This is a genomic window from Lysinibacillus sp. fls2-241-R2A-57, from assembly GCF_030209535.1.
GTDB lineage: Bacteria > Bacillota > Bacilli > Bacillales_A > Planococcaceae > Lysinibacillus.
In genome coordinates this window covers 1-24,084 of sequence record NZ_JARVRU010000165.1, presented here as the reverse complement: position 1 = coordinate 24,084, position 24,084 = coordinate 1, and the positions used below count along the sequence as shown (strand labels likewise).

Genomic DNA, 24,084 nt, shown 5'->3' with positions numbered 1-24,084 from the left:
CGATAAAAGAAGAAATATTATTTAGTGCAAATGAAAGTGTAACTATGTTAAATTCAACTATTGATAAAACCATTAGTGAAAAAATAAACGACATTAATGTTTATAGCGAGGAAATAGATTCTTCTATGTATTAACAGAAGGGAGCCGTAATATTAACCGATTTTCATCATTATATGAAGATGAATCCAAATGTTTCAAGCATTTATCTTGGAACAAATGAGAGGAAAATATTTCTAGAACCTAAATCGAATATTACGGATTACAATGTTTTAGAAAGAGATTGGTATAAAAAGGATACGGCTTTAAAGGGAGAAATTTTAATAACGAATCCTTATATTGATGCATTTACTGGAGAGATGGTTGTAACAGTTGCTCGTCAGCTAAAGGACAAATCTGGGGTAGTGTGTCTAATCTGATAATTACAATTCGCCGTAAAATAAAAATTAGCAATTAGCAATTAGCAAAAAACATTTTACAATATTATAAGTAAATCAAAAAAGATTTCTTTTATTTTTTATAAAGGAACAGAGGAGGTTTTATGTATGACAACAAGAATTGCAATTATAGAAGATGAAGATAATATCCGTGAAATATGCAAACGGTACTTAGAAAGAGAAGGATATGAAGTATACACCGCTGAAAACGGAGAAGAAGGTTGGAATTTATTTCAGCAATATCAACCAGATCTCATTGTTTTAGATTTGATGATGCCGAAAAAAGATGGATGGGAACTATGTGAGGAAATTCGCCAACACTCTAATGTTCCTATTATTATTTTGACTGCAAGGGGAGAAGAAAGAGATCGAATTTTGGGATTAACAATAGGCGCGGATGATTATGTAACAAAACCATTTTCGCCTCGTGAATTAGTATTAAGGGTACAAATTGTATTACGAAGAGGCAATCAAGCAACAATACAAATGCAAGAACCAGTATCAGAGATAGTAAGATTCCAAGATTTAGAGATTCACTCAACAAAAAGACGTGTATTTGTTTGTGGGCATGAAATTGAGTTAACAGTGAAAGAATTTGAGGTACTTCATATAATGGCAAAACATCCAAGACAAGTATTTTCAAGATCCCAACTTCTGGAACAAATTTGGGATTTTGATTATGTAGGGTGCACAAATACAGTAACAGTTTTAGTAAGTCGCCTACGAGAGAAATTAGATAAACATACAACAAAGAATCGTTGGATTCATACAGTTTGGGGTATAGGTTATCGCTTTGAGCCAGATGGAGGAAATGAAATATGAAGTTACGTTATCAATTGTTGTTGATGAATTTATTAAGTACGGGTATTATGTTAATCTCTATCTGGTATAGCGAAAGAAAAATGTTACTTAGACCAGAACAGACACGGTTATTTATAGGAATCGTGGTGGTAGCACTCATTATTTCAACGATTATTTACTGGTTAATGACACGTCCCATTATGAGATCTATCCAAAATTTAATTGCATTAACCAAACAATTTAGTGATAGACATTTTGAAACGATATACATTATAGGGAAAGAACCGGAAGAGTTTAAAGAATTAGCCACAGCTTTTCAAGAAATGGCAAAAAAATTAGAAGAAAGCTTTACTAAGTTAGAAAAAGGAGAAAAAGAACGTACTGAACTGATTGCGAATATTTCACATGATTTACGAACGCCTCTTGCTAGCATACAATTGATGATAGAAGCGTTACAGGATGGCTTAATTGCAGATGCTGATATGAAAAAACAGTATCTAACGACAATTCTAAACGAAATACAACGATTAAATGGACTAATTAATGATTTATTTGAACTGTCTAAGTTAGAACTTGGACAAGAAGCATTTAATCCAAGTTTAATACATATAGATAGTATTCTATTAAAAGTAATAGATTCACATGCTATCCTATTGAAAGACAAAGAGATTGATTTGCAATTACGTGTTTCAGATACATTACCAAAACTTTGGGTTATGCCATGTAAAATAGCCCGAGTAATCAATAATTTGTTACATAATGCGATTCGTCATTCTCCTACATGTGGTATAATTGAGTTAATTGTAGAGGGAAATAAACAGAAACAGCAAATTATATTCACTTTGCGTGATGAGGGGAATGGGATTTCCTACGATGAACAACTTCGTATATTTGAACGCTTTTTCAGAACAGATCCATCAAGAAGTTCACAATCTGGGGGATCTGGACTTGGACTCGCTATTGCAAAATCACTAGTGGAAATGCATAAAGGAGAAATTGGTGTTCGGGACCGTCCAGATGGAAAACAAGGATGTGAATTTTGGTTTACTCTTCCCGTCATATCAGAAAAGAAATAGATATAGAAAAAGAATCCCTTATTTTAGGGATTCTTTTTTGTTAAAGCTTGCTCATACAAACGATCTGCACATCAATTCATCTTTGAGATACAGATCATTTGCATGATAATTTTTCACACGTGTTGATTAACCAAAATTATACAGTCGGTGAATGATTTATGTCCCGATGAAATATCAGGATTTCTTTCACCCAGATTCGCCATTCTAGTGGCAGGGTAGCACAAAGAAACAGGCGTGTGAAACCTGCGAATGATAGGGGTTTTGTGTTATTTTTATTAATTCCTCGTGTGTGAAGAAATTTCAAACAAACATAGGCAATAATAATACTAATATAACGGATGAGCAAAAAGACATCCTGATATTAGACCAGCTTATGAGGATTTATTATCAAAGGGATGAAATTACGTAGGACTACTAATAACCAACTCACAAAATATCAAAAAAATATTAATAACTATCAAGAAGATCTATTAAAATATGAAAATTTGTACCCAGAACAAGTAATGGCCATGAACAACGTTTCTTCAAATATCGAAGTTTTTGCTGAAAACCTTTACTAGGAGAAGGAATGGTCACAACATGTAGAAATAATTAATTCAATTAGCAACGACATTGCAAAACTCAATACACCACTTATAAAGTTATTACACTCTAATCAATTAGATTATCAAATAGTCCGTCAGAATGATTTGAATATCATAAAATTTTAAAATGGAGGGTGTTAGTTATGAAAATAAAATCATTTTTTCAGGGAAAAAATGCCAGTCTTGATCAATTAACAGAAGTCGAAATCTCAGGACCTAAAAGAGCGCTAGAAAGATTAGAGGAGCAGGGTTCGACCGAGATATTGTCGCGTCGTGAACAAATATTAAATAATGCAACAACTTCAATTATACCAATGAATGAAGCTAATCACGATTTGCCCTTAACGATAGAAAATGGTCCTTCTTTGAATACACCTGTCATTAAAGGTCCTTTAATCCTGGAAGAGCATGAAAACTATACAAAAGAAAGGCTTAACCTCTCAACTGAAGGAGAAGGATTCCCGTCTCCAAGTGTTGAAGAGGTAACCCAAATAACACATATGAAATATGGAAACGATGAACACAATTATAATCCCGCGTTTCCTGTCCAATCTGTATCAACAATAAATGAACTTAATCATTATGAAATAGAAGAAGATCTTGATAAAGAAGCTGATGATGTTATAGAGCAAGACTATGACCCATTTGATGAGAGTTTATCAGAAACAGGATTTACTGAAGTAGAGGTTACTTTTATCGATGGAAAAAAGATGAGTTACTTATTTAATATCGGAAAATCTAAATTCGAGCAACAATGGCTTGATGAAATCTATTCCGTTGGAGTATTTACTGCAAAAGACATTTACGGCAACTTAGTTACTCTTTCACCTAAGGGCAAAGATAATAATGGTGTTGCATTTAACATCAAAGAAGGTACTTTACCTAAGTGACCAGCAAAAGGACCCAATGCGTTTAAATCCTTCCGGTACTGCAATTAATAGCACCGTACAACAAGTAGCAGGAGCAATAGGCACAGCTGTATTTGTAACAGTGATGACAACATATGAAAAAACACGAATAACTTAGCTAAAAGGTACGATGAATCAAACACTATTGCAAAAACAAGCATTGCTCGATGCAATTAACCGTACATCTTTCGTAACGATTGGTTTAGTTGTTGCAACACTTTTATCTGTCATGATTCGTAAACGTATTTGTGAGGAATAAAATGAGTACAATTTTTATATTTGACTAAAAAATTAGTCCAAGAATTACTCAACTTTGAATATTTAGAAACATTTTAACCGGTTCCCTGTACGTTAAGGAACCGGTTATTTATATTTGTCTTACTTGAGAGAGTAGCCGGAGCAATCTCAAAGGAGAGTATCAAATATTTTCTTATATGTAAAGGTGAAGCCATGAATGGATTGGCAAGAGCCTTATTCTTTGGAAAACGAGGAGAATTACAGGAACAAGGACTGCAAGATCAACTACAACGTGCTAGCGCCTTAAACATCATAATTAATGCCATTAATGTATGGAATACCGTATATCTTACCGAAGCAACAAAACTGTTGAAGGAAAAAGGGAATTTGCAAGAAGATTTACTAAAACATATTTCGCCATTGGGATGGGAACATATTAATTTTCTGTGAAAACACCTTTGATATGAAAAAAATAGCAAGCTTAGACTCACTCCGTCCTCTTGTTCAATAAAATCCAAGCCGATGATTCCTTAGCGTATGTTTTCCGCGTTTTGCTGGTAGGATCCCATCCCCATCAACTTAAGAATCAGAATTACCCCAAACCGAAAAAATGAGCTTTTTGTTACAAGCTAGCACAAAATTTCCGTTTAGGGGATACTTTAAAATTTTAGCTTGACGGCTATGAGGTATCATAGTGACCCCTTATACATAAAAAGTGAAAGTTTCTTCGATAAAATCGAAGAAACTTTCACTTTTTTATTATGAGAGAGCTTTTTTCTATTTTTATTGTCCTTTTTTAACTTCTGGTTCAACTGTATAAGTGTAACCTTCGTTAGTAGTAGTGTAATCTTCGTCAGTAGATTTGCCATTTTCAGCAACCGTACCGTCAGATTGAACAGCAAGTGCTCTAGGTTGCTCTACAATAGGTTTTACAGATACAGAGAACTGTGTTCCATATTCAGCTGAGTATTTACCTTTTCCTTTTAAAGTAACTTTATCAGACAAACCATCTGAATACTCATAGACAGGGCTTACATTAAAAGCACTAGTCTTGGTATTGCTATATCTAAAAGCGTCATACCATAAATTCTGAAGATTATTATTGCGCTTTCGAGAACCATCTTCATAATTAACTGTTCCTGTTATAGTAGAGGTAAGGTCTACATTTCCATCTATTTTAACGGTATTTAAAATTACAGAAACCTCTACAGCTGAATGTGCAGGAACTACGATATTTTGTGGGCTAGCGGTATAAGTATAACTTTCAGTCTTTGTAGTTTCATTTGTATTTGAGAAATTATATTCAGTAGATATTTCAACACTTGTCTCTCCAATAACAGGAATACCAAACGATGCACTAGCAGTTACTCCTAAGTTAAATCCATGTGTAGTGGAACTAGAAACAGAATGTTCAATTGTCTTTGAGAATTCATTTGTAGTGAAAGTTTGATCACGATCCGTATTATTCCTGAAAACTGTCTTCCCTACGAATAAAGTTTTTGCATTAGTAATAGGAGAACCATCTTCTTCTACAGACGTTTTAACTACCTTATTAAGAACAAACTGTGGATTTTTATAATTCTTATACTGTTCAACATTATTTTGAAGCATGCTAAACATCTTTTTGAAGGGCTCATCCCAATTTTCTATATAAGGGTTTTCTTGTCCTGCTGCGATAGGGTTAACTTGAGGTGTACTTGCTGCACTCGCTGAAATTGGGGATGCGAATGCAAATGAAGTACCAATAACTCCAATCATAGCAAGTGATAAAATTTGTTTAGTCTTCTTGTTGTTTTTTAGCATATTACTAGCTCCTTTTTTGAGATTATAAAATTTGTATTTATAACAATCGAATTTACTATTATTCTATAAAATAAAGTGAATTCTACTTGTTGATAAGTTTATATTAGTTTATATATCTTTCGAAATCCTTTCATAAGTATTACAAAAGTCTTGCAAAAATATAATAAAAGAGTGTCGCCACATTGCTATCCAGCTCAGAGGGGTCACTATACATGCCCTTCAACTTAAGAAATTTTAATACCCTTAAATACAAAAAAACGTTATCCTTTCTAAACAAGCTAGATTAGAAAGGATGGCGTTTTTTATGAATCTCTCAATTCAAGATGAACTACAACCATTTGTGGAAGAATTACAACGATATGTTACACCTGTATTTTTAGAAGAACTTGCAAGAGAAATAGGGTTTGTAAAACGAAAACGCAAGTTTTCTGGCTCAGACTTAGCTACTATTTGTATTTGGGTGAGTCAACGGGTGGCAAGTGATCCCCTTGTTCGATTATGTAGTAGGCTTCATGCAGCGACAGGCCCTTTAATCAGCCCTGAGGCTTAAATAAACGCTTAAATACAAAAGCAGTTTTGTTTTTACAACATATTTTTTCTTTACTGCTACAACAAAAAGTATGTGAACAAACGCAAATTTCTAACCACCTCTTCTCTTATTTTCAACGAATTCGTATCCTAGATGCCACCGTATTTCAAGTGCCAAATACTTTAGAGAATGTATATCCAGGCTCTGGAGGATGTGCCCAAACAGCTGGAATCAAAATTCAATTAGAATATGATTTGCACAGTGAAGAATTTCTTAACTTTCAAGTTGGACCAGGAAAAAAATAATGACAAAACATTTGGTATGGAGTGCTTAGATACTTTACGACCAGGAGATTTATGTATTCGTGATTTGGGTTATTTTTCATTGGAAAGGAGGCCTATGCAAGTCAGTGGAGGGGTACCGTCAGGAAAATGCGGATTTACAACGTTAAGTAAATTTAATGTGAAAAAGCCGGATTCCAATAGCTATGGAATCCGGCTTTCATGACGGCTTTTAATAAAACTCGTTATTCAACTATCGCGTGTTCGTTAGCTTAAGGTACTTCCGCGATATGAGTAAACGAAGCAAACGAGGTCATTATTTACTTTTATTTAAAGGAACGACTAATTCTAATTCCTTTATTTCTTCACTAAATCCTTCACTATTTTGTCGACTTGGCTTGAGTGTAAATGATTTTGGTATCGTATCCATTGGAGGCAGTGTCAGTACCATATGATGACCATAGTTCCCAACTGCCATGCCTGATTGTAGTTTCAGTTTATCATATACCTGACCATTATCATCGACTACAGAGAAATCAAACCATGGCCAAGTATCGTTTTTATCCATTTCAGCAGGGTAATCAATCGTTAGGTCTATTCTGGTTGATAGCGGTGAAAAGGTTACTTTATCCGCTGTTAACTTATAAACTTCATCTACCGTTTTAGTTGTAACCTTTGGATAAAACTCAAACACATCGCCTTTTATTTTTTTAAGTGGGAAAGCCACCTTCAACTTGCCCTCATAGCCAAATAAGTTTTCTCCATGGACCTCAATCTCAATGTTATCGCCAAATTCATTAAATTTAGAGAAGGTAAATTGATGATGTTCAATTATTGTTTTCGAGTTTAAGTCGTCCTGACCTGTTGAACCAATCGCTGGTTTAATTTCTTGTTGTCCATTAATTGTTATATAGCTAAAGCCGGCCTTTTCTTCTTTCATCGAAAGTTCTTTTTGACCTGTGTAAACTACCGTTACGATTAACCGGTTTCCATCATAAGCTGCTTCTTTTACAGTCATTGTTAAGCCGTTTTTACTATCTTGTTTATCAATTACTGTCGTAAGTTGATCGTGTTCAATTTTCTCTGAGGCAATGTCTCTAAAATCTTTATAAATTGGACCAATTAGGGGGATATTTGATAAGGCTTCCGCCATGCCTGTTGAAACAAATCCAGAACCAAGCAAAGTTAGACATAACCCACATGCAACCAAGATTGACTGTTTTGTGGTTCTTCCTACTTTTCTTTTTTTCTTAGCTTGAAAGATAGCCGTCTTCTCCCTTGCCATTAGCTTTTCAACAGGTACATTAATGTTGTCGATAGATCGATTGAATTTGTCTTTATTCATAAAGATAGCCCTCCTTTAAAATGGGTCTTAGCTCTTTTTTCGCTCGATTTAAGTGTGATTTCACGGTTCCCTCCGGATAATTCATGATGGTGGCAATTTCCTTAATGGACAGATCGTGATAATACCTCAACAAAATAATGGTCTTAACAGTAGGATTTAAGAAATTAAAGGCTTCTGATAAATCCATCGAATGCATGATAAAATCAACATTTTCAGAAGCGATTAATTCAGTAAAGATTTCCTCATTATCTGTAGTAAAATGGCGGGACTCTTTACGAATAAAATCAATGGATTTAAATACTAGAATTTTTGTAATCCAACTCGAAAAACTTTCAGGCTTTTTTAATGTCTTTATGGAAATATAGGCTGTATAAATTGTTTCCTGATAGACATCAAGAGCATCTTGTTCATTTCTAACATATGCATAGGCTGTTCGGTACAGCTTTTGTCGAACAGAACCAATCAGTTGTTCAAATGCTTCATCATCACCTTTTTTTGCTTTTTTCACTAATTTTGCTAGATCCATTTTGGTTCTCCTCTCCGTTACACAATAAAGTCGAATGAGGAAGTAAATCGGTTGCAAAATAATTAAATGTATTAAAATTGTTATCCATTATCTTTTTCCATTTCCTTTAGCCTACGATAAAATGCCGCCTGGCTGATTCCCTAACGTTCCGTAGATTGGGATATCCCAACAAACGATAATGAGATTGATAGCATTATGTAATTGTTTCGCAATCGGATTCCACTTATTCTTATAATCCGCGTTTGATGAATGGTTCTCGCTTTCTGTTGAACATTCACTAAGAGTGTCTTCCTCGTTGCTATCGTTTGTACTTTCACCTGAAAGTGGATTAAATAATTTTATTGGCTTGAGGTTAGCCATTTCTATAAAATCTTTACCAGCTGTACGGCCACAGAAAAAGGCCAATGCTAAACTAAAGGCGCTCGCTGAAGAACTGCACCCTACACATGAAATTCGTGATGTATCCGTGACCGAGCGCTATATCGATGAATCCATTTATCAAGCGTCTTCTTGGCCCGCACCACGAAGAATCGTTATTCAATCGATTCGCCCAGCTGGTGAACTGTTCTTTTCTCATGCTTTTTTTGTGACGAATTTGAGTGAAACTTTCTCACCACAAGCCATTGTTGAATCTTATCAACAACGAGGTACGATGGAAAATTTCATTAAAGAAGCGAAGAACGGTTTTGGTTTCGATCAGATGAAAAGTCATGATTTCATTGTTAACGAAGCACGCATGATGTTAAGTCTGCTTACCTATAATTTTACAAACTGGCTCCGTACACTAGTTTCCCAAAGCGCTACAAGGGTATTCAAATCCAAACAATTCGCACGCGCCTCATTAAAGTGGCAAGTAAACTAGTGAAATCTGGACGCTCAATGTACTTTAAATTGTCTTCTAGCTTCGTGTATGCACACTTCTTTTGTGACGTACTGACCCGGGTGCAACAATTAGAAATCAAATAACCTTTTTTAAAAAATCGACATCGCACCAAGGAAGGAGTCTGCCCAAAAAACGAATTTCTTTCCATTTGCTTTCTATTTCTTCTTTCCTGAAGCATAGATTCACAAAAAAACGAGACTACTATAAAAAAACTCATGAAAATCCACAAACTTTAAATAGCTATGAATAATTCAGGTTCACGGCAATTTAAAGTTTTTTTCTTCTCTAAAATTTTCTTCAAAATAATCCTCCTTTTTTCTCATGGGTTTGGTGTATAGATAGAATGGTGTTATAGTCCTGTTGAACTTGTCTATATGCAATTCTTATAAGTAAATCATTCAATTTTCGAATTTTATTCCAAGTATTTCCTGGTTATTTGCATCTGTAAGAAACGTCAATGCCCGTAAAAGGATGTAAAGAGCTGCAATTCCATGTGATAATAGGTAGACATGAGTATGATGTAAAGAGAGAGGTGTATGTTGTGAGGAAGCTAGCACATGAAATGCACCGATAATTCCGATGCATTTTACTTAAGCATAATCAGTTATTCTAATATATAACCCGATACGATCCGGCAATCGCGAAAGCAGCAGTACGTTATTTTAGGCAATATGAATACCTAGATTGTGAATGGTTTATAGGAACAGAAGTCAGTTTTTTAAACGAATTTATTCAATTTGAAAGGCTGTTTTCTCAAAAACTGTTGCTATTCAACTAACGAAGCAGCGCGACAAGTTTTGTTATAAGCACTAATGTGTGAAAATACAAGGGATTTCTTAGGAAATCCTAACTTTATAACCGAGGATAGGAATGACAAAACCACGTATTTTGAAACTATCCCATTAATACTCCTGCATGCGTCATAATAGACAGATTATGGGGTCTGAAGCTCAGGTGAAGTCGGCAGAACAAAGGCTGAAGCCACTCCTCACGGTAAAGGTATGCCAATGGATATGCCGGATGGCTGAAAAACTAAATATGGTGAGAATTTTCTTGTGGAAAAGAACAGACAAACTTCCGAATGTAAGGGTCTATAGTTAGAACATAAGGAAACTTGTGTACCATCCAACGATGGAGTGAGTGACGTGGAGTAAAAATTGCATCTATGAAACACGTTATACCGAACAATGGCGGCATCCAGCTCACAGGCTTACAGGAAGCACCTAAGTTTAGAAAAAAATATAGCTAGGTTATGAGGGACTTGGAAAATAAGGAACGTTGAATCAAGGTCTGTCACCCGAAACGGTTGCTATAAGCGATATGGCGAAATGCATTTGTCCTTATGAGGGTAGGGGTACGACCAGTGAAACCTCTGTAATGGAGTTGGAGGAGCAGCCCCAAGTCTAGCGAAAAGTAATAATTATTTTTCAACTGTGCATTGCACCGATCGGGTAAGAACGTGGGAACATCACTTCAAAGAGGAATGATGCCACAGTGCAAGCTCTACGATATTGGGATTATTACGGGATGACAGACACCTTTACAGACTTACATCAACGAGCCAAAAATAAAGAATCATTCCATCTGCTATACGATATCATCACATCGAGGAACAATATTTTATTAGCGTATCGAACAATTAAGTCAAATAAAGGGTCGAAGACCCCTGGAACAGATGGTAAAACTATTGTAGACATAGAAAAACGTTCGGAGAACGAATTAGTAGAAGAAATACAAAGTAAGCTTAAAAATTATCGTCCTAAGAAAGTTAGGCGTAAGCTAATCGAAAAAGATAATGGTAAGATGCGCCCACTAGGTATTCCATGCATTCTTGATAGAATCATACAACAATGCTTTAAACAAGTGTTAGAGCCGATTGCAGAAGCTCACTTTTTCAATCATAGCTATGGATTTAGACCTTTACGGTCTACTCATCATGCGATGGCGAGAATTCAATTTCTAGTTAATCAGTCGAAACTCCATTACGTCGTAGATGTTGATATAAAAGGGTTTTTTGATAATATCAATCATACTTTGCTTATTAAGCAATTATGGAATTTAGGTATTCGTGATAGACAGGTCCTAGCCTGTATATCCAAGATGTTAAAAGCAGAAGTGGATGGAGAAGGTATCCCAACAAAAGGTTCTCCACAAGGCGGCTTGCTTTCGCCACTATTGTCTAATATTGTACTGAATGAATTGGATCAATGGGTAGCGAATCAATGGGAACTATTCTCTCTTCATAAAAACTTGAAAACTAGAGAAGGTCAACTTCTTGCAAAGAAGCGCACTCACTTAAAAGAAGGCTACATTGTTAGGTATGCCGATGACTTTAAAATCATCTGTCGAGACTGGAAAACTGCTGAAAAGTGGTATCATGCTGTTAAGCTTTATCTAAAGGAACGTTTAAAACTTGATATTTCACCAGAAAAATCGAAGATTATTAATCTACGCAAGCATGAGTCTGCTTTTCTTGGTTTCACAATACGTGCCAATCGTAAAGGGAAAAAGCGAGTTGCACATACGTTTGTCAAAGCCGAAAAGATGCAGAAAATTAAGGCGGATGCAAAGAAACGAATAGAAATACTCCGAACATCGCCAACTACTCAGAATGCCATGCGCTTTAATAGTTTTGTCTTAGGGTTACACAATTATTTTAACAGAGCTACTCACGTCAACTTAGCGTTCTCACGACTTGCCTACGAAATAGGTGCATCTATGTACAATCGTCTTAAATCTGTCGGTAAATATGAACATCCCAACAATCCGCCACCTGTCTATAAAAAGTTCTATGGCTTAGGCTCTAAAACTTATAAAATTGCCGGGGTATACCTCTTTCCTCTCGGGATCATCAAAACTAAAAATGTGATTGGTTTTACTCAGAGTATAACCCCATTTACCCAAGAAGGTCGAGTACAAATAACCACACGGTTGAGTATAGACATAAGACATGAAATCGTATTGTTAATGGAATCAAAAATACCGACACGAAGTGTCGAATATATGGACAATCGGATTAGTAGATACAGTATGATGAAAGGGAAATGTGAAATAACTGGCATGTTCCTACAAGCACAAAACGTATACTGCCACCATTATATACCTAAGCATCTTGGGGGAAGCGATAAATTCGATAACTTACGTATCCTCCAAAAAGAGGTACATAAACTAATCCATGTGACCGACAAAATTAAGGCGAATACTCTAATAAAAGTTTTGGGCATCACCGAATCGATGTTAAAGAAAATCAATAAATATCGAGAAAAATGTGAGCTAGAAATAATAAACTAACCCAAATCAACAAGAGTAACTTGAAACTTATAATTAATAATACCATCGCTAGATGGAACGCGGAATGCTTGGAAACTGGCACGTTCCGTGTGGAGTAGGGGAAAAGCTGGAGATAACTTCAAATGCTTACCTATTACTAACGGTTAGTTGTGCGAAATGTTCCTAGCTCAAATGGAGAATGGTCACATTACTCTGGTAAAGCTAGGCAGTTCCTTTCGGAATTGAAGGGTTATATCGAAGAATCAAACGAAGAGGTAACGCTCGGAAGGGTTCTCTCTTAGTCGAATAGCACTTGTTTAGTAAGAATGAAAGTGTTATAAGCTCGGAGAAAAAGCGTGAGAATTTACCGTAACAGTTCGGCTGACGAAAGCCTACCCGCGGTGGTGGTGTAAATCATGATGCTTGAGTTGAATGAATATGGGGAGAATGCGAATGAACCTAAAAGAAAAGGTTAAGCTGACAAACTTCTGAATGTACGGGTCTATACTACGATACATAGAAATGTGTATGTCACCAAATTGTGAGGTTAGATGTGGGTGAGTAAGACTAGCTAATATGAAAATCCATTGATACGTTACAGGCGAATGAATGCTAACAGGCTTACAGGAAGCACCTAAGTTCATTCCATAATAGATATAATTCAACATTGTAAGCTGATAACGTGGAGGGTTTACTCTTTTTGAAGCGTTGCGAAGGAAAATAATCGTAAGATTAGCGGTTATATAACTTTACTTTATATCAGTGAAAGTGGTGGCACAGTACCGTTGAAGCGTGTAATGAACGAGGAGGGATAGCCACTAGACTAATGAAGAATTACTTAATCATGCTTGGCAAATCTTTATTGGTTAATAAGGTTCTCGTGAGACTAAAAGAGGTTTACCTTCCAGGGGAGGCACCGACTTATTGAAACGGAAGAATTGAGACATAGAAGGTATTTTGATATCAGAAGTGTTGATGATTAAGTGAATTGGATTAGTTGGAACGCCGTATGCGGTGAAAGTCGCACGTACGGTGTGGACAGGGGGAAAAGCTGGCGATAATTTCAAAGGCTTACCTATCTGTATGAACAATAATGTGTTGAAGTTTATTTTGAAACAACAAATATTTGAAACGGATTATGGGATTTGGATTCTTATGAATCGAAAATGAATATGGTATAATATGTATTAAATGTAAAACGGAGTTGTGCTGAAATAAATAATCTAAAATTGCCAGGAGGATTGAGTGTATGAGAAGGAATACTATTTTTGCATAGCAAAGGCTATTGCACAATAAAATAATTGAAAATAGCCTTTGCTCTTCCTAAAAGAAATATTAAAATTTAGGAGTGCAAAAATGAGCTATAAAAAAGCAAAGCATATACTACCAGCTGAGTTGGTGGAGTTAATACAGAAATATGTTGATGGTGAATATATTTATATCCCTCGAAGAGAAGATAATAAAAAAAGTTGGGGGTCCAGTACTTCTACAAGAAAAGAATTGGATTTGAGAAATTCTAATATTTATAACGATTATCTATCGGGGTTGGATATGGCTACGTTGGGTGGAAAGTATTATTTGTCATCTAAGAGTATACAAAGAATTATACTAACAGAAAAAAGAAACAGAACGAACTTTTGAAATAAGCCAATGTGGTTTTTTACCGCATTGGCTTATTTTCTTTTATGAAACAACTATGAGGTTTTTTCAAGTAAAGTAATCCACTTATAATCAAATCAACACCTATAAAAAGAATAATAAAAAAGGAGAAATGAATAATGAGTTTGTATATTACGAAAGAAATAAATAAAGGAGATAAACAGAAAATTAATGATGAGCTTTATAAGTTTAATTTAAAGCATTTTCCAGTAGATTTAAGAGGTCGATATGAAGAAATCAATTTATTTATTAAAGACGAAAACAGCATTGTACGTGGCGGTATACTCGCTGAAGTATGTTGGAATTGGTTAGAAATTCACACCTTTATAATAGATGAAGATATACGAAAATCGGGAACTGGAACGAGATTATTAAAAGAGCTTGAAAAGATAGCTTTAGAAAAAGAATGTGATTTCATAAAGGTAGATACGTTAAGTTTTCAAGCGTTAGGTTTTTACGAAAAAAATGGATATAAAGTGTTTGGGAGTTTAGATAACGTCGGTAGAGATTATAAACATTACTATTTAAAAAAAGATTTAAATAAATGTTAATCTAATAGAATAGGAAGGGAAAGCTTCCGTTCTACCCCGGCTACTATCAATCTATAAATTGAATAAAAAATAGTCAACCAGATTTCTCTTGCTGACCTTATAATACGATCGGGTGCTTTAGTCAAGTGGAGCAAAGTCTTTTAAGACATTGCTCCTTTTACATTTAAAAGTACTTCTGATAATACTTTTTCCTTAGCCTCCCGCTTAATTGAGCGTAGATCCTAGTTGTTTCGCTTTTCTCGTCCCCATAAGACTTTGTATGACTTCTATGGGAGCTCCATTGTTCAACAAATGAGTTGGATAGCTGTGTCTAAGTTGGCGTGGATGAATTTCTTTATTGATTTCAGCACGATTTGATATCCGCTTGATGATGTATCGCATTTGGGCAACACTCATTTTATGTGGCTGTCTTACTGTCACAAAGATGGCAGGATTATTGTCAGTACGGCTTTCAATATAACGTTTAAGCCATATGTCACAACGCGTATTAAAATAAACCTCCCTTTCCTTATCACCTTTTCCTCTAACTATTGCGGATTGATTGGACCAATTAATATGGTTCTTTTCTAACGCAACTATTTCTCCAATTCGGCAACCAGTAGAAAACATGAATTCGAAAATCGCTTTTTCCATTGCGGAATGACAGGATTCACGGAGGTGTTCAATCTCCCGTTCGGTTAAATACTTGGGTATCCGCTTTCCTACTTTCGGTTCTTTAATTTTGGAAGTTGGATTCTTACTCAGGTATCCTTCTTCATGAGACCAACGAAAAAATGATTTCATAAAGCGGATACGGTGTGCAAGACTGGCTGGTTTTAAGTGCTTGCCGGATATAGCAAGAAAAGATAACTCATTTTGAATATATTGAGCAACAGGTCAATTAACTATATTTGATTTTCTTTCGATTTAGGACTGCTTTTGGACCAAAAGCCTTCCACAGCTGTGATAAGAAGAAAACTAAAGGACCAAGTAAAAGAGGTTATATTCGTAAGGATTGTTGCTTTTGAAAAAGCCGTAAATTAATTTACTTTTTATTGTATAAGCAAGAACTTGTTTTGTTAAGAGGCGGTATTCTGCTATTGAGTTTCCAAGGGGAGATCAACTCATATTAAGATTATTATATGAAGGTGGATTAAGAATTGGAGAAGCCGTTAATTTATGGATTGAAGATGTAAATATAATGAGTGCTCTATTCGAGTAAGAAAGTCAAAAACTATGGATATAAAAGGTCATTCAGCTTATTCTATTCTTTTATAAATGAAATTCACTAATTGGGTTAAAATTAATGAATTAACAAGAAATGTAGTAGACTTTATCGGATATTTAAGAAAAATCATTCATACGTTTAAATTATTTAACATTTGAGAGTTAAATTGTGTTAAATGTATTGGTTAAATCAATAACAAAAAATGTTGGTGATGATTTTGAAGAATTTATTCAATGAATAGGATTTTTGATAGAAAGGTTGAATGATATAAGTATTTAAAGCTCCATAGTGGTTATCAAATTCAATAAATTAAGCAATATTAACAAAAACAAAAATAACATAGTTTATGATTTCGTAAATGTTCATTTAGTAAACGTATTACAACTGTAAGAAAAATACATAAAAAAATATCAAAGAAAATAATAAGAAATCAGTACATTTAAAGGATAATATTCCGATACTTAATAATGTCTAACGTCTATATTTACAATAAATCCATTTTTCTGGAATACGCAAGTTCAAAGTCTAACTTTATACAAAAATTCGAATAATAATTAATCCTCATTCTTTAGAAAGTAAAAGCTCTATTAAACAGGAGGTTATTTGAATAGTAATACTCGAATAACATTAGGAAATCGAAAAAAATAGAAAATTTATTATTGTAATAGAGCATTAAGAGCTAGTAACAGGAGGAACAAAATGAGAAATTTTTTCGAAGACCAGTACATAAATATTGATCAACAACTAATAAACATAGTCAGTGAAATTAGTGAATATAAAGGTATGTTGACCGCTTATCAAGAGCAAAAACCTGATATATTCACTAGTCTTGAAAAAGCTATACCCCTACAATACATAAAAAACTATATTTCAGTTTATGAGGATATAAAAGTTTCAAATAAGCGATTAAAGGAACTTATTTTAGATGATATGATACCCCAATCAATTTCGGAAGATGCGATATTTTGTTATTATGAAACTTTGGCTCTTGTACATAAAAAATCTTGTACTTTTTCTATAAGTCCAGATACTATACAAGAATTACATTTTCAATTAATTCATTATAATACCTCTGACAGTGCAAAATGGCGGCAAAAGCCATTTTCTATCCTAGGAATTCCGGAAAAAGGGATGCACACGATTTGTTATCGCCCTCTTCCGCCTGAAAATATTCCACAGGCTGTAGAACAATTATGCAACCAGTACAATTTATTAAACAGTAAAAAAGAGTTACCTACACTTATATTAATAGCTCGTTTTATATTGAATTTTTATTGCATAATCCCTTTTAGTCAAGGTAATGGTAGATTAACACTTATGTTAATGCAATTACTATTAGTAAAAAGCGGATATACATTTGTAAAATATGTTTGTTTAGATGAATATATAAAGAAAAGAGAATCAGAATACTATGAAGCCATATTTAAATCATCGCTTAATTGGTACTGTAATGGGCATAATATTAGCTTCTGGTTACAAGAGTTCTTAATGATTATTTTAGAGGTTTATAAAGTTCTACATTGCAGAGTATTGGGTTCTATATGTAAATATACAAAGGTAGAGCGAATTCAAAATTTCATTCATAATCAAAAACAACCTTTTACAAAAGAATGCATTCGAAGCATTTATCCAGATATAGCAGAAAGTACAATTAGTAAAACTTTAACTAATTTACAATTATTAGGTAAAATTAAACTTATTTCAAAAGGAAGAAATGCGCGCTGGATGAAAGTCTAATCTTAATCTAACCCTTTTCAAATCGGGGCTAATAAGTTCCTACTAAACAAATCAATAATCTAATCTAAGAACCAATTGCCCATCTTAAATAAGCAATTGGTTCTTTACGATTCAATCTAGAAACATGGAAAATCTCAAAAGTGCCTTGTAACTACAAGTCAAGGATACCCCTCAGTAATGAAAATTAAGTAGGTACCATCTCACAGTTAATATCTATTAACAAAAAAGTCCCATTGGGATCAATATGTCAAACCTTTAAAGAATTACTCCAATTCACTTAATTCCCCCATTATTAACAAAATTATGTCAATATTTAGTCGTCTGACAACTGAATTTCGCTTTATTGTGACATCATCATATCAATATTGCTATTATTAATCTATTTTCAGAATCAAAATAACGGGAAATAACATATTCTAAACATAATTTAGGTTATTTTCGCTGTTATTTGCTAAAAACTGTGTCTATGACTAAGATTTACATCATAGGAAATAGAAAGAATCTTTCCTGAACTTAAGTAAGTTAGGGGTGCTCAAAATGTAAAATAGAACGTATGAATTATTGTGAAAAATATCAAATAGGGAGGTAAATAGAATGAAAAAGAAATTAATTACAGGATTGGTGATAACATCCATTGTTGCTACGGGAGTTATTCCAGTACATACTTTTGCAACGCCTATTGCTCAAGCAGAAATTCAAGAAGAGAACATGACTCTTTCTTCATCTTTAAGAAAATTAGGTGCACAATCTAAATTAATCCAAATGTATATCGACCAATCTTTAATGAAACCTAATGTACAGCTAGATGAAGTACCAGCTTTAAATACAGAACAATTCTTAATAAAACAAGATATGAAAGAATGGTCGTCGGAACTTTATCCAAAGTTAATTCTAATTAATTCTAAAAGTAATGGATTTGTCACTAAATTTCATAGCTATTATCCAACATTAAAAGAATATGTAGATAACAAGGAAGATAAAGAAGGTTTCTTGGATAGACTGGAAGTCCTTCAAGAAATGGTTACGACAAATCAAGAAAATGTTCAATATCAAATTAATGAATTAACAGATCTTCAATTACAGCTTGATAAAAAACTTAAAGATCTAGATACTGATGTGGCAAAAGCTCTGGGAGTACTTAGTTTAGAAGGAACAGGGAAAATAGACAAGCTAAAAGGTGAAGTACTAGATACTAAAAAATCGATTCAAAATAATTTGCAAGAAATAGCATTTCTACCAGGAGCTTTAAATGAACAAGGACTTAAGATATTCCAAGAGATCTATAGTCTTTCAAAAGATATCATTGATCCAGCTGCTCAAATAGCAGCGGCAACGTATAACAAAGGAAAAGAAATTAACAACGCTATTTTAGAAGCAGAGAAAAAAGCAGAGAAAGAAGCAAAAGAAAAGGGTAAATCTGCTTTAGAAATTGAAGCTGTTAAAAAAGAAGCTCGTGAAGCAATTGAGAAAAATAATAAAGGTGAAATTGCTGCAGCAGCAGCTACAAAAGCGAAAGAGTATGACCTTATAAAAGCAATTGACCCGGAAAAAATCAAAAAAACATATAGTACCTTTGCTGAAGTTAATAAACTAAAGGCAGAACAACGAGCATATTTAGATGATTTAGAGCAACAAAATCAAAAATTATATGATTTAACAACGAAACTAACGATAGCAGATTTACAAAAATCAATGATTCTTATTATGCAACATGATTTGCATACATTTGCTAGCCAAGTGGATGTAGAACTTGACCTATTGAAACGTTATAAAGAAGATTTGAGTTTAATAAAAAGTAGTATTACAAAATTAAGTACTGATGCTGATACTACTAACAATCTATCTCAAAAAGATACATTAAGACGATTGAAAAATGTAATAAGTCAACTAGAGGAACAAACTGATAAATTTTAATACTCGTGAAATTAATAAAAGTGAAATTTGAAAATCTGTCGATGCTTGGGAGGAGATAATATGAAGAAATTACCATTTAAAGTGTTAACCGTGGTCACTTTGTCAACGGTTATAACCGCAACAAACAGTAGCGCTATTCAGGTATTTGCGCAAGAGCAGGTCGTTCAAGAACAAAAAATAGGAAATTATTATGCATTAGGGCCTGAAGGACTGAAGAAAGCGTTAGCTGAAACAGGGTCTCATATTCTTGTAATGGATTTGTACGCAAAAACAATGATTAAACAGCCGAATGTAAATCTATCCAATATTGATTTAGGTTCTGATGGGGGAGAATTAATCAAAAATATTCACCTTAATCAGGAACTGTCTCGAATCAATGCGAATTATTGGTTAGATACAGCGAAGCCAAAAATTCAAAAGACAGCACGTAACATTGTAAATTATGATGAACAATTTAATAATTATTACGACACATTAATAGATACTGTACAAAAGAAAGATAAGGAAGGGCTAAAAGAGGGTATTGGTGATTTAATTCGTACGATTGATACAAATTCAAAAGAAGTTACAGAAGTAATTAAGATGTTGGAAGCCTTCAAAACAAAGCTATATACAAATACTATAGATTTTAAAAATAATATTGGTGGTCCAGATGGGAAGGGTGGATTAACGGCAATAATGGCCGGAAAACAAGCATTGGTTCCACAACTCCAAACTGAAATTGAGAATCTACGTTCCACTCAAAAAGCACATTTTGACAATGTATTAGCATGGTCAATTGGTGGTGGATTGGGAGCAGCTATTTTAGTTATAGGAACTATTGCAGGAGCGGTAGTAATTGTTGTGACTGGCGGAACAGCAACGCCAGCTGTGGTAGGTGGCCTTACAGCTCTCGGTGCAGCTGGTATTGGTTTAGGAACAGCAGCTGGTGTTACGGCATCTAATCATATGAATTCCTACAACGAAATTTCGAATAAAATCGGGGAATTAACTATGAAAGCCGATTTTGCTAATCAAGCAGTTATTTCACTTACTAACGCAAAAGACACTTTGACATACCTATACCAAACAGTGGACCAAGCAATAATGTCTCTAACGAATATTCAACAACAATGGAATACAATGGGGGCAAATTATAAAGACTTATATGATAATATCGATCAAATACAAGATCATAAGCTCTCTTTAATACCTGATGATTTAAAAGCGGCTAAACAAAGTTGGAATGATATTCATAAAGATGCGGAATTTATTGCAAAAGACATTGCTTTTAAACAAGAAGATAATAATTAGAAAAAAATACATATAGGGAGGAATATAAAATGAATAAACAATCTCTTTACAAAGTACTCGCTGTATCGACATTTTTAACTTTAACAACAACCTCTGTAATCTCTCCAGTAGCAGCATTTGCAGAGACAAGTAAAATTGAGCAAACAAGCAATAGTGATACGTCTCTTTCAGGAAACGAAGTGAAGATGAAAGAAACCTTGCAAAAGGCGGGACTTTTTGCAAAATCTATGAATGCTTATTCTTATATGTTAATTAAGAATCCGGATGTAAACTTTGAAGGAATTAATATTAATGGATATACGGATTTACCAGGTAAAATTGTACAAGACCAAAAGGATGCAAGAGCACACGCTCTCACATGGGATACAAAAGTAAAAAAACAGCTTATTGATACATTGACAGGTATTATTGAATACGATACAAAGTTTGAAAATTATTATGACATAATTGTAGATGCAATAAATACAGGAGATGGAGAGACGTTAATAGAAGGGATTACAGATTTACGAGAAGAGATTCAACTAAATCAAAAGTATGCACAACAATTAATAGAAGAATTAACTAAATTAAGAAATGATATTGGACCAGATGTTAGAGCATTTGGAAGTAACAAAGAGCTTTTACAGTCGATTTTAAAAAACCAAGGGGTTGCAGTTGAGGATGATCAAAAGCGCCTAAATGAAGTTTTAGAATCAGTAAACTATTATAAGAAATTAGAGTCTGATGGAATAATAACAGTATCTGTGCCTTCTATTCCTACATGGATTGCTGGGGGTATAATGCTGGGGGTAGCAAGAGATCAATTAGGTCAATTAGAACCGTTTTTAGCACAATTAAAACAGACAGTTGATTATAAAATAACATTAAATCGTGTAGTTGGAGTTGCACATAGTAATATTAGTGAGATGTACAATGCACTCGATGATTCTATTAATGCTCTTACTTTTATGTCTACGCAATGGAATGACTTAGACTCTCAATATTCGGGGGTACTGAGACATATCGAGAATGCATCTGATAAAGCGGAACAAAATAAATTTAAATTTTTACTACCTAACTTGAAATCAGCTAAAGACAGCTGGAAAACATTAAAAATAGATGCAGACATATTAAAAGCAGGGATAAAAGAGTTAAAAATATAACCTGTTATCACTCAAAAAAAGAGGCTTTTTCCTCATGTTGGGTCAAACTGAGGGTCAGTATTTAAAAAAGATGGTAAAAAACCCTTGAAAACACTGGTATTTCAGCTCTTTTCATACCTTCCGTTTCAAGACACGCCATCTCATAAAGTAGCTCAAAGTATAGATGTATCAAGGTGTGACGTAAAGCATAAAATTTCCTTTTGGAAACTCTATGCTTTATTTTATTTCAGGAAATTTTACGCTTGATTTATTTTCCTAAATTGCAATTCCAAGTTGAACAATTTTTTTCAAAAACACCTCAGAAGTTCCTTTGTCTTCTGTTCGTCGGTCGGCGTAGTCCATTTAACCTGTGTTGGCTAGGTCTGCAAGGCGGTTTCCCTTGTAGAGCTAGCCAATACAGGTTAGGATCTGTAGCTGACTGATGAGCAGGCACTCGTTTAGTTTAATCTATAAAATGACTTAAAGCCTTGTGGATATAGGGTTAGAAAGTTTATGGTTTATTATTTGGAAATTATATGGTTTATGTCAAAGCTATGTCATGAAACAAAATGATTTCTCTTTCGTCTAATACTTTTGTCATCGCTTTAAATTGGTTGATGGTTTTTTTGAATTATATACACTTTAAAAATATGTGGGATAAAAGAACCCCTGCAAAATACGTATTAAGGTATAATAAATGCTGTATTTTTATAATATAGAAATTTTTAAAAATGGTTTTGAATAAAAAGGAAATTTAGTTTGATAATAGCTCTTCACCAAAAGTTGTGGATGACATTTGTTAAAAAGCATGACGACTTCGTGAAATCAGAGTGAAAGCGCACAGTCGGAATGGAAATAAATCACACGCTTATGGTGATGATCCCTGATAATAACATCATTTTAACAATTAATAGGTTAGGGAAAATTAAGTTATAAAGGATGAAAATAATGCGTAATTTTTTTGTGGAGGATAATGGATTTGAAGTTAAGATGCAATCAGATTTACAACGAAAAATCAAAGTAATACAATTTCTTTCAAATGAAACTAGGTGGTATACATTCGAAGAGATATCGAATGCCATAGAAGCTACAGATAAAACTATTAGAAAAGATTTGAATTATATAAAAGGTGTAATACCTGAAAATTGGAGTATTGAAATAAAAAAAGGTTATGGTGTTCAATTAATAATGCCTATCCATGCATCAGTAAATGAAGTGATTACGTTATTTTTTAGAAAATCTTTAACATTTCAGATTTTAAATAAGTTAATAGAGAACAATGAAACAACGGTAGTGAATATAGCTGAAGAACTGTTTGTTCAACCATATGTTGTCTCTAAAGCTTTAAAAAAAGTTGAAAGAGACTTAGCTCATTTTGGTTTAAAACTTGAAAGGAAACCGATTAAGATAGTAGGAGATAACTGGAGAGTAATCCATATGTTTACTAAATTATATTCAAAAGCTTACATGAGTACAGATTGGCCATTTTCATTTGCCAAAGATAATATTTTTGATTTTATAGAGAGAGTAGAAAATTCGATGGATATTGTTTTATATATAAGTTCTAGACGTAAATTTGCATATTTTTTAGCTATTTTACTATTAAGGAAGCAACAAGGACATGAATTACAATGGATTAATGAATTTTCAAATCATAATTGGGATACACCGCAGTACAATGAAATATCTTTACATTTAGATCAGGTGGAAAGAGATCATAATATAGCATTTTCTGACGCAGAAAAAATTACTATAACGATTGTTTTTAAATGTTTGGATTATATATATAAGTATCCAGATAAAGAAAGAAAAAATGAAGTAAGCTTATTTTATGAAAGTAGTTTACCTGTGTATAATATCACAAGAGATTTGTAAGCCCGTAATCAAATAACGCATATAAACAACCTGGCACCTCCGGTACGATA

17 protein-coding genes and 4 pseudogenes are annotated in these 24,084 nt (G+C 33.8%); 16 read left to right on the top strand and 5 right to left on the bottom strand.

Annotated features, from left to right (window positions below):
• Window positions 1-173: 173 nt before the first annotated feature.
• The 6 genes and pseudogenes from QRN68_RS21955 to QRN68_RS21930 all read left to right on the top strand — a co-directional run.
• Window positions 174-416: a PDC sensor domain-containing protein gene (locus QRN68_RS21955; RefSeq protein WP_285399201.1), complete on the top strand. Its 243-nt coding sequence runs from the start codon at window positions 174-176 to the stop codon at window positions 414-416.
• Between the two features lie 126 nt (window positions 417-542).
• Window positions 543-1,256 (top strand): response regulator transcription factor, encoded by a 714-nt coding sequence (locus QRN68_RS21950; RefSeq protein WP_285399199.1) that lies wholly within the window; start codon window positions 543-545, stop codon window positions 1,254-1,256.
• Window positions 1,253-2,311 (top strand): sensor histidine kinase, encoded by a 1,059-nt coding sequence (locus QRN68_RS21945; RefSeq protein WP_285399197.1) that lies wholly within the window; start codon window positions 1,253-1,255, stop codon window positions 2,309-2,311. Before QRN68_RS21950 ends, QRN68_RS21945 begins: the two co-directional genes overlap by 4 nt.
• Before the next feature lie 727 nt (window positions 2,312-3,038).
• On the top strand, window positions 3,039-3,785 hold the full coding sequence (locus QRN68_RS21940; protein ID WP_285399196.1) for a hypothetical protein: 747 nt from the start codon (window positions 3,039-3,041) through the stop codon (window positions 3,783-3,785).
• Window positions 3,786-3,933: 148 nt separating this feature from the next.
• Window positions 3,934-4,062, top strand: coding sequence for a hypothetical protein (locus tag QRN68_RS21935; protein ID WP_285399194.1), 129 nt, complete (start codon window positions 3,934-3,936; stop codon window positions 4,060-4,062).
• A gap of 179 nt (window positions 4,063-4,241) precedes the next feature.
• Window positions 4,242-4,551, top strand: a pseudogene (locus QRN68_RS21930) (Tn3 family transposase); the annotation flags it as partial.
• Window positions 4,552-4,823: 272 nt separating this feature from the next.
• Here QRN68_RS21930 and QRN68_RS21925 read toward each other — a convergent pair.
• Window positions 4,824-5,843: an ETX/MTX2 family pore-forming toxin gene (locus QRN68_RS21925; protein ID WP_285399193.1), complete on the bottom strand. Its 1,020-nt coding sequence runs from the start codon at window positions 5,841-5,843 to the stop codon at window positions 4,824-4,826.
• Window positions 5,844-6,147: 304 nt separating this feature from the next.
• Between QRN68_RS21925 and QRN68_RS21920 the strand changes: the two are divergent.
• Window positions 6,148-6,762 (top strand): annotated as a pseudogene (locus tag QRN68_RS21920) (IS4 family transposase); the annotation flags it as partial.
• Between the two features lie 207 nt (window positions 6,763-6,969).
• Here QRN68_RS21920 and QRN68_RS21915 read toward each other — a convergent pair.
• The 3 genes from QRN68_RS21915 to QRN68_RS21905 all read right to left on the bottom strand — a co-directional run bounded on the left by QRN68_RS21915 (window position 6,970) and on the right by QRN68_RS21905 (window position 8,884).
• Window positions 6,970-7,998 (bottom strand): DUF4179 domain-containing protein, encoded by a 1,029-nt coding sequence (locus QRN68_RS21915; protein ID WP_285399192.1) that lies wholly within the window; start codon window positions 7,996-7,998, stop codon window positions 6,970-6,972.
• Window positions 7,991-8,524, bottom strand: a complete 534-nt coding sequence (locus QRN68_RS21910) for a sigma-70 family RNA polymerase sigma factor (protein WP_285399190.1) — start codon at window positions 8,522-8,524, stop codon at window positions 7,991-7,993. Before QRN68_RS21910 ends, QRN68_RS21915 begins: the two co-directional genes overlap by 8 nt.
• A gap of 111 nt (window positions 8,525-8,635) precedes the next feature.
• Entirely contained in the window at window positions 8,636-8,884 is a 249-nt protein-coding gene (locus QRN68_RS21905; protein ID WP_285399188.1) for a hypothetical protein, read from the bottom strand.
• Between the two features lie 37 nt (window positions 8,885-8,921).
• On the opposite strand from QRN68_RS21905, the pseudogene QRN68_RS21900 reads away from it, so the two are divergent.
• From QRN68_RS21900 to QRN68_RS21885, 4 genes and pseudogenes are all read left to right on the top strand, one after another.
• Window positions 8,922-9,490: pseudogene (locus QRN68_RS21900) on the top strand (transposase); the annotation flags it as partial.
• Between the two features lie 1,444 nt (window positions 9,491-10,934).
• Window positions 10,935-12,698, top strand: coding sequence for a group II intron reverse transcriptase/maturase (gene ltrA, locus QRN68_RS21895; protein WP_285399187.1), 1,764 nt, complete (start codon window positions 10,935-10,937; stop codon window positions 12,696-12,698).
• A 1,335-nt stretch (window positions 12,699-14,033) separates the two neighbouring features.
• Window positions 14,034-14,318 (top strand): CD3324 family protein, encoded by a 285-nt coding sequence (locus tag QRN68_RS21890; RefSeq protein ID WP_285399185.1) that lies wholly within the window; start codon window positions 14,034-14,036, stop codon window positions 14,316-14,318.
• Between the two features lie 137 nt (window positions 14,319-14,455).
• Complete coding sequence (locus QRN68_RS21885; protein ID WP_285399183.1) at window positions 14,456-14,887, top strand: GNAT family N-acetyltransferase; 432 nt, start codon at window positions 14,456-14,458, stop codon at window positions 14,885-14,887.
• Between the two features lie 163 nt (window positions 14,888-15,050).
• Here QRN68_RS21885 and QRN68_RS21880 read toward each other — a convergent pair.
• A pseudogene (locus tag QRN68_RS21880) lies at window positions 15,051-15,748 on the bottom strand (tyrosine-type recombinase/integrase).
• Window positions 15,749-16,793: 1,045 nt separating this feature from the next.
• On the opposite strand from QRN68_RS21880, the gene QRN68_RS21875 reads away from it, so the two are divergent.
• From QRN68_RS21875 to QRN68_RS21855, 5 genes are all read left to right on the top strand, one after another.
• Window positions 16,794-17,831, top strand: coding sequence for a Fic family protein (locus tag QRN68_RS21875; RefSeq protein WP_285399182.1), 1,038 nt, complete (start codon window positions 16,794-16,796; stop codon window positions 17,829-17,831).
• A 594-nt stretch (window positions 17,832-18,425) separates the two neighbouring features.
• Window positions 18,426-19,745 (top strand): hemolysin BL lytic component L2, encoded by a 1,320-nt coding sequence (gene hblC / locus QRN68_RS21870; protein ID WP_285399181.1) that lies wholly within the window; start codon window positions 18,426-18,428, stop codon window positions 19,743-19,745.
• A 60-nt stretch (window positions 19,746-19,805) separates the two neighbouring features.
• Window positions 19,806-21,038: a hemolysin BL lytic component L1 gene (gene hblD, locus QRN68_RS21865; RefSeq protein WP_285399180.1), complete on the top strand. Its 1,233-nt coding sequence runs from the start codon at window positions 19,806-19,808 to the stop codon at window positions 21,036-21,038.
• Window positions 21,039-21,067: 29 nt separating this feature from the next.
• Window positions 21,068-22,180, top strand: a complete 1,113-nt coding sequence (gene hblA / locus QRN68_RS21860; protein WP_285399179.1) for a hemolysin BL binding component B — start codon at window positions 21,068-21,070, stop codon at window positions 22,178-22,180.
• A 927-nt stretch (window positions 22,181-23,107) separates the two neighbouring features.
• Entirely contained in the window at window positions 23,108-24,034 is a 927-nt protein-coding gene (locus QRN68_RS21855; protein WP_285399177.1) for an AcpB/EbpR/MafR family transcriptional regulator, read from the top strand.
• Window positions 24,035-24,084 lie beyond the last annotated feature (50 nt).

What these genes read in the sequence shown, in the direction of transcription:
- QRN68_RS21910 (WP_285399190.1), bottom strand. Translation starts at nt 8,524, where the DNA reads ATGGATCTAGCAAAATTAGTGAAAAAAGCAAAAAAAGGTGATGATGAA.
- QRN68_RS21950 (WP_285399199.1), top strand. Translation starts at nt 543, where the DNA reads ATGACAACAAGAATTGCAATTATAGAAGATGAAGATAATATCCGTGAA.
- QRN68_RS21875 (WP_285399182.1), top strand. Translation starts at nt 16,794, where the DNA reads ATGAGAAATTTTTTCGAAGACCAGTACATAAATATTGATCAACAACTA.
- QRN68_RS21940 (WP_285399196.1), top strand. Translation starts at nt 3,039, where the DNA reads ATGAAAATAAAATCATTTTTTCAGGGAAAAAATGCCAGTCTTGATCAA.
- ltrA (WP_285399187.1), top strand. Translation starts at nt 10,935, where the DNA reads ATGACAGACACCTTTACAGACTTACATCAACGAGCCAAAAATAAAGAA.
- QRN68_RS21955 (WP_285399201.1), top strand. Translation starts at nt 174, where the DNA reads ATGAAGATGAATCCAAATGTTTCAAGCATTTATCTTGGAACAAATGAG.
- QRN68_RS21945 (WP_285399197.1), top strand. Translation starts at nt 1,253, where the DNA reads ATGAAGTTACGTTATCAATTGTTGTTGATGAATTTATTAAGTACGGGT.
- hblA (WP_285399179.1), top strand. Translation starts at nt 21,068, where the DNA reads ATGAATAAACAATCTCTTTACAAAGTACTCGCTGTATCGACATTTTTA.
- QRN68_RS21925 (WP_285399193.1), bottom strand. Translation starts at nt 5,843, where the DNA reads ATGCTAAAAAACAACAAGAAGACTAAACAAATTTTATCACTTGCTATG.
- hblC (WP_285399181.1), top strand. Translation starts at nt 18,426, where the DNA reads ATGAAAAAGAAATTAATTACAGGATTGGTGATAACATCCATTGTTGCT.
- QRN68_RS21890 (WP_285399185.1), top strand. Translation starts at nt 14,034, where the DNA reads ATGAGCTATAAAAAAGCAAAGCATATACTACCAGCTGAGTTGGTGGAG.
- QRN68_RS21905 (WP_285399188.1), bottom strand. Translation starts at nt 8,884, where the DNA reads ATGGCTAACCTCAAGCCAATAAAATTATTTAATCCACTTTCAGGTGAA.
- QRN68_RS21885 (WP_285399183.1), top strand. Translation starts at nt 14,456, where the DNA reads ATGAGTTTGTATATTACGAAAGAAATAAATAAAGGAGATAAACAGAAA.
- hblD (WP_285399180.1), top strand. Translation starts at nt 19,806, where the DNA reads ATGAAGAAATTACCATTTAAAGTGTTAACCGTGGTCACTTTGTCAACG.
- QRN68_RS21915 (WP_285399192.1), bottom strand. Translation starts at nt 7,998, where the DNA reads ATGAATAAAGACAAATTCAATCGATCTATCGACAACATTAATGTACCT.
- QRN68_RS21855 (WP_285399177.1), top strand. Translation starts at nt 23,108, where the DNA reads ATGCGTAATTTTTTTGTGGAGGATAATGGATTTGAAGTTAAGATGCAA.
- QRN68_RS21935 (WP_285399194.1), top strand. Translation starts at nt 3,934, where the DNA reads ATGAATCAAACACTATTGCAAAAACAAGCATTGCTCGATGCAATTAAC.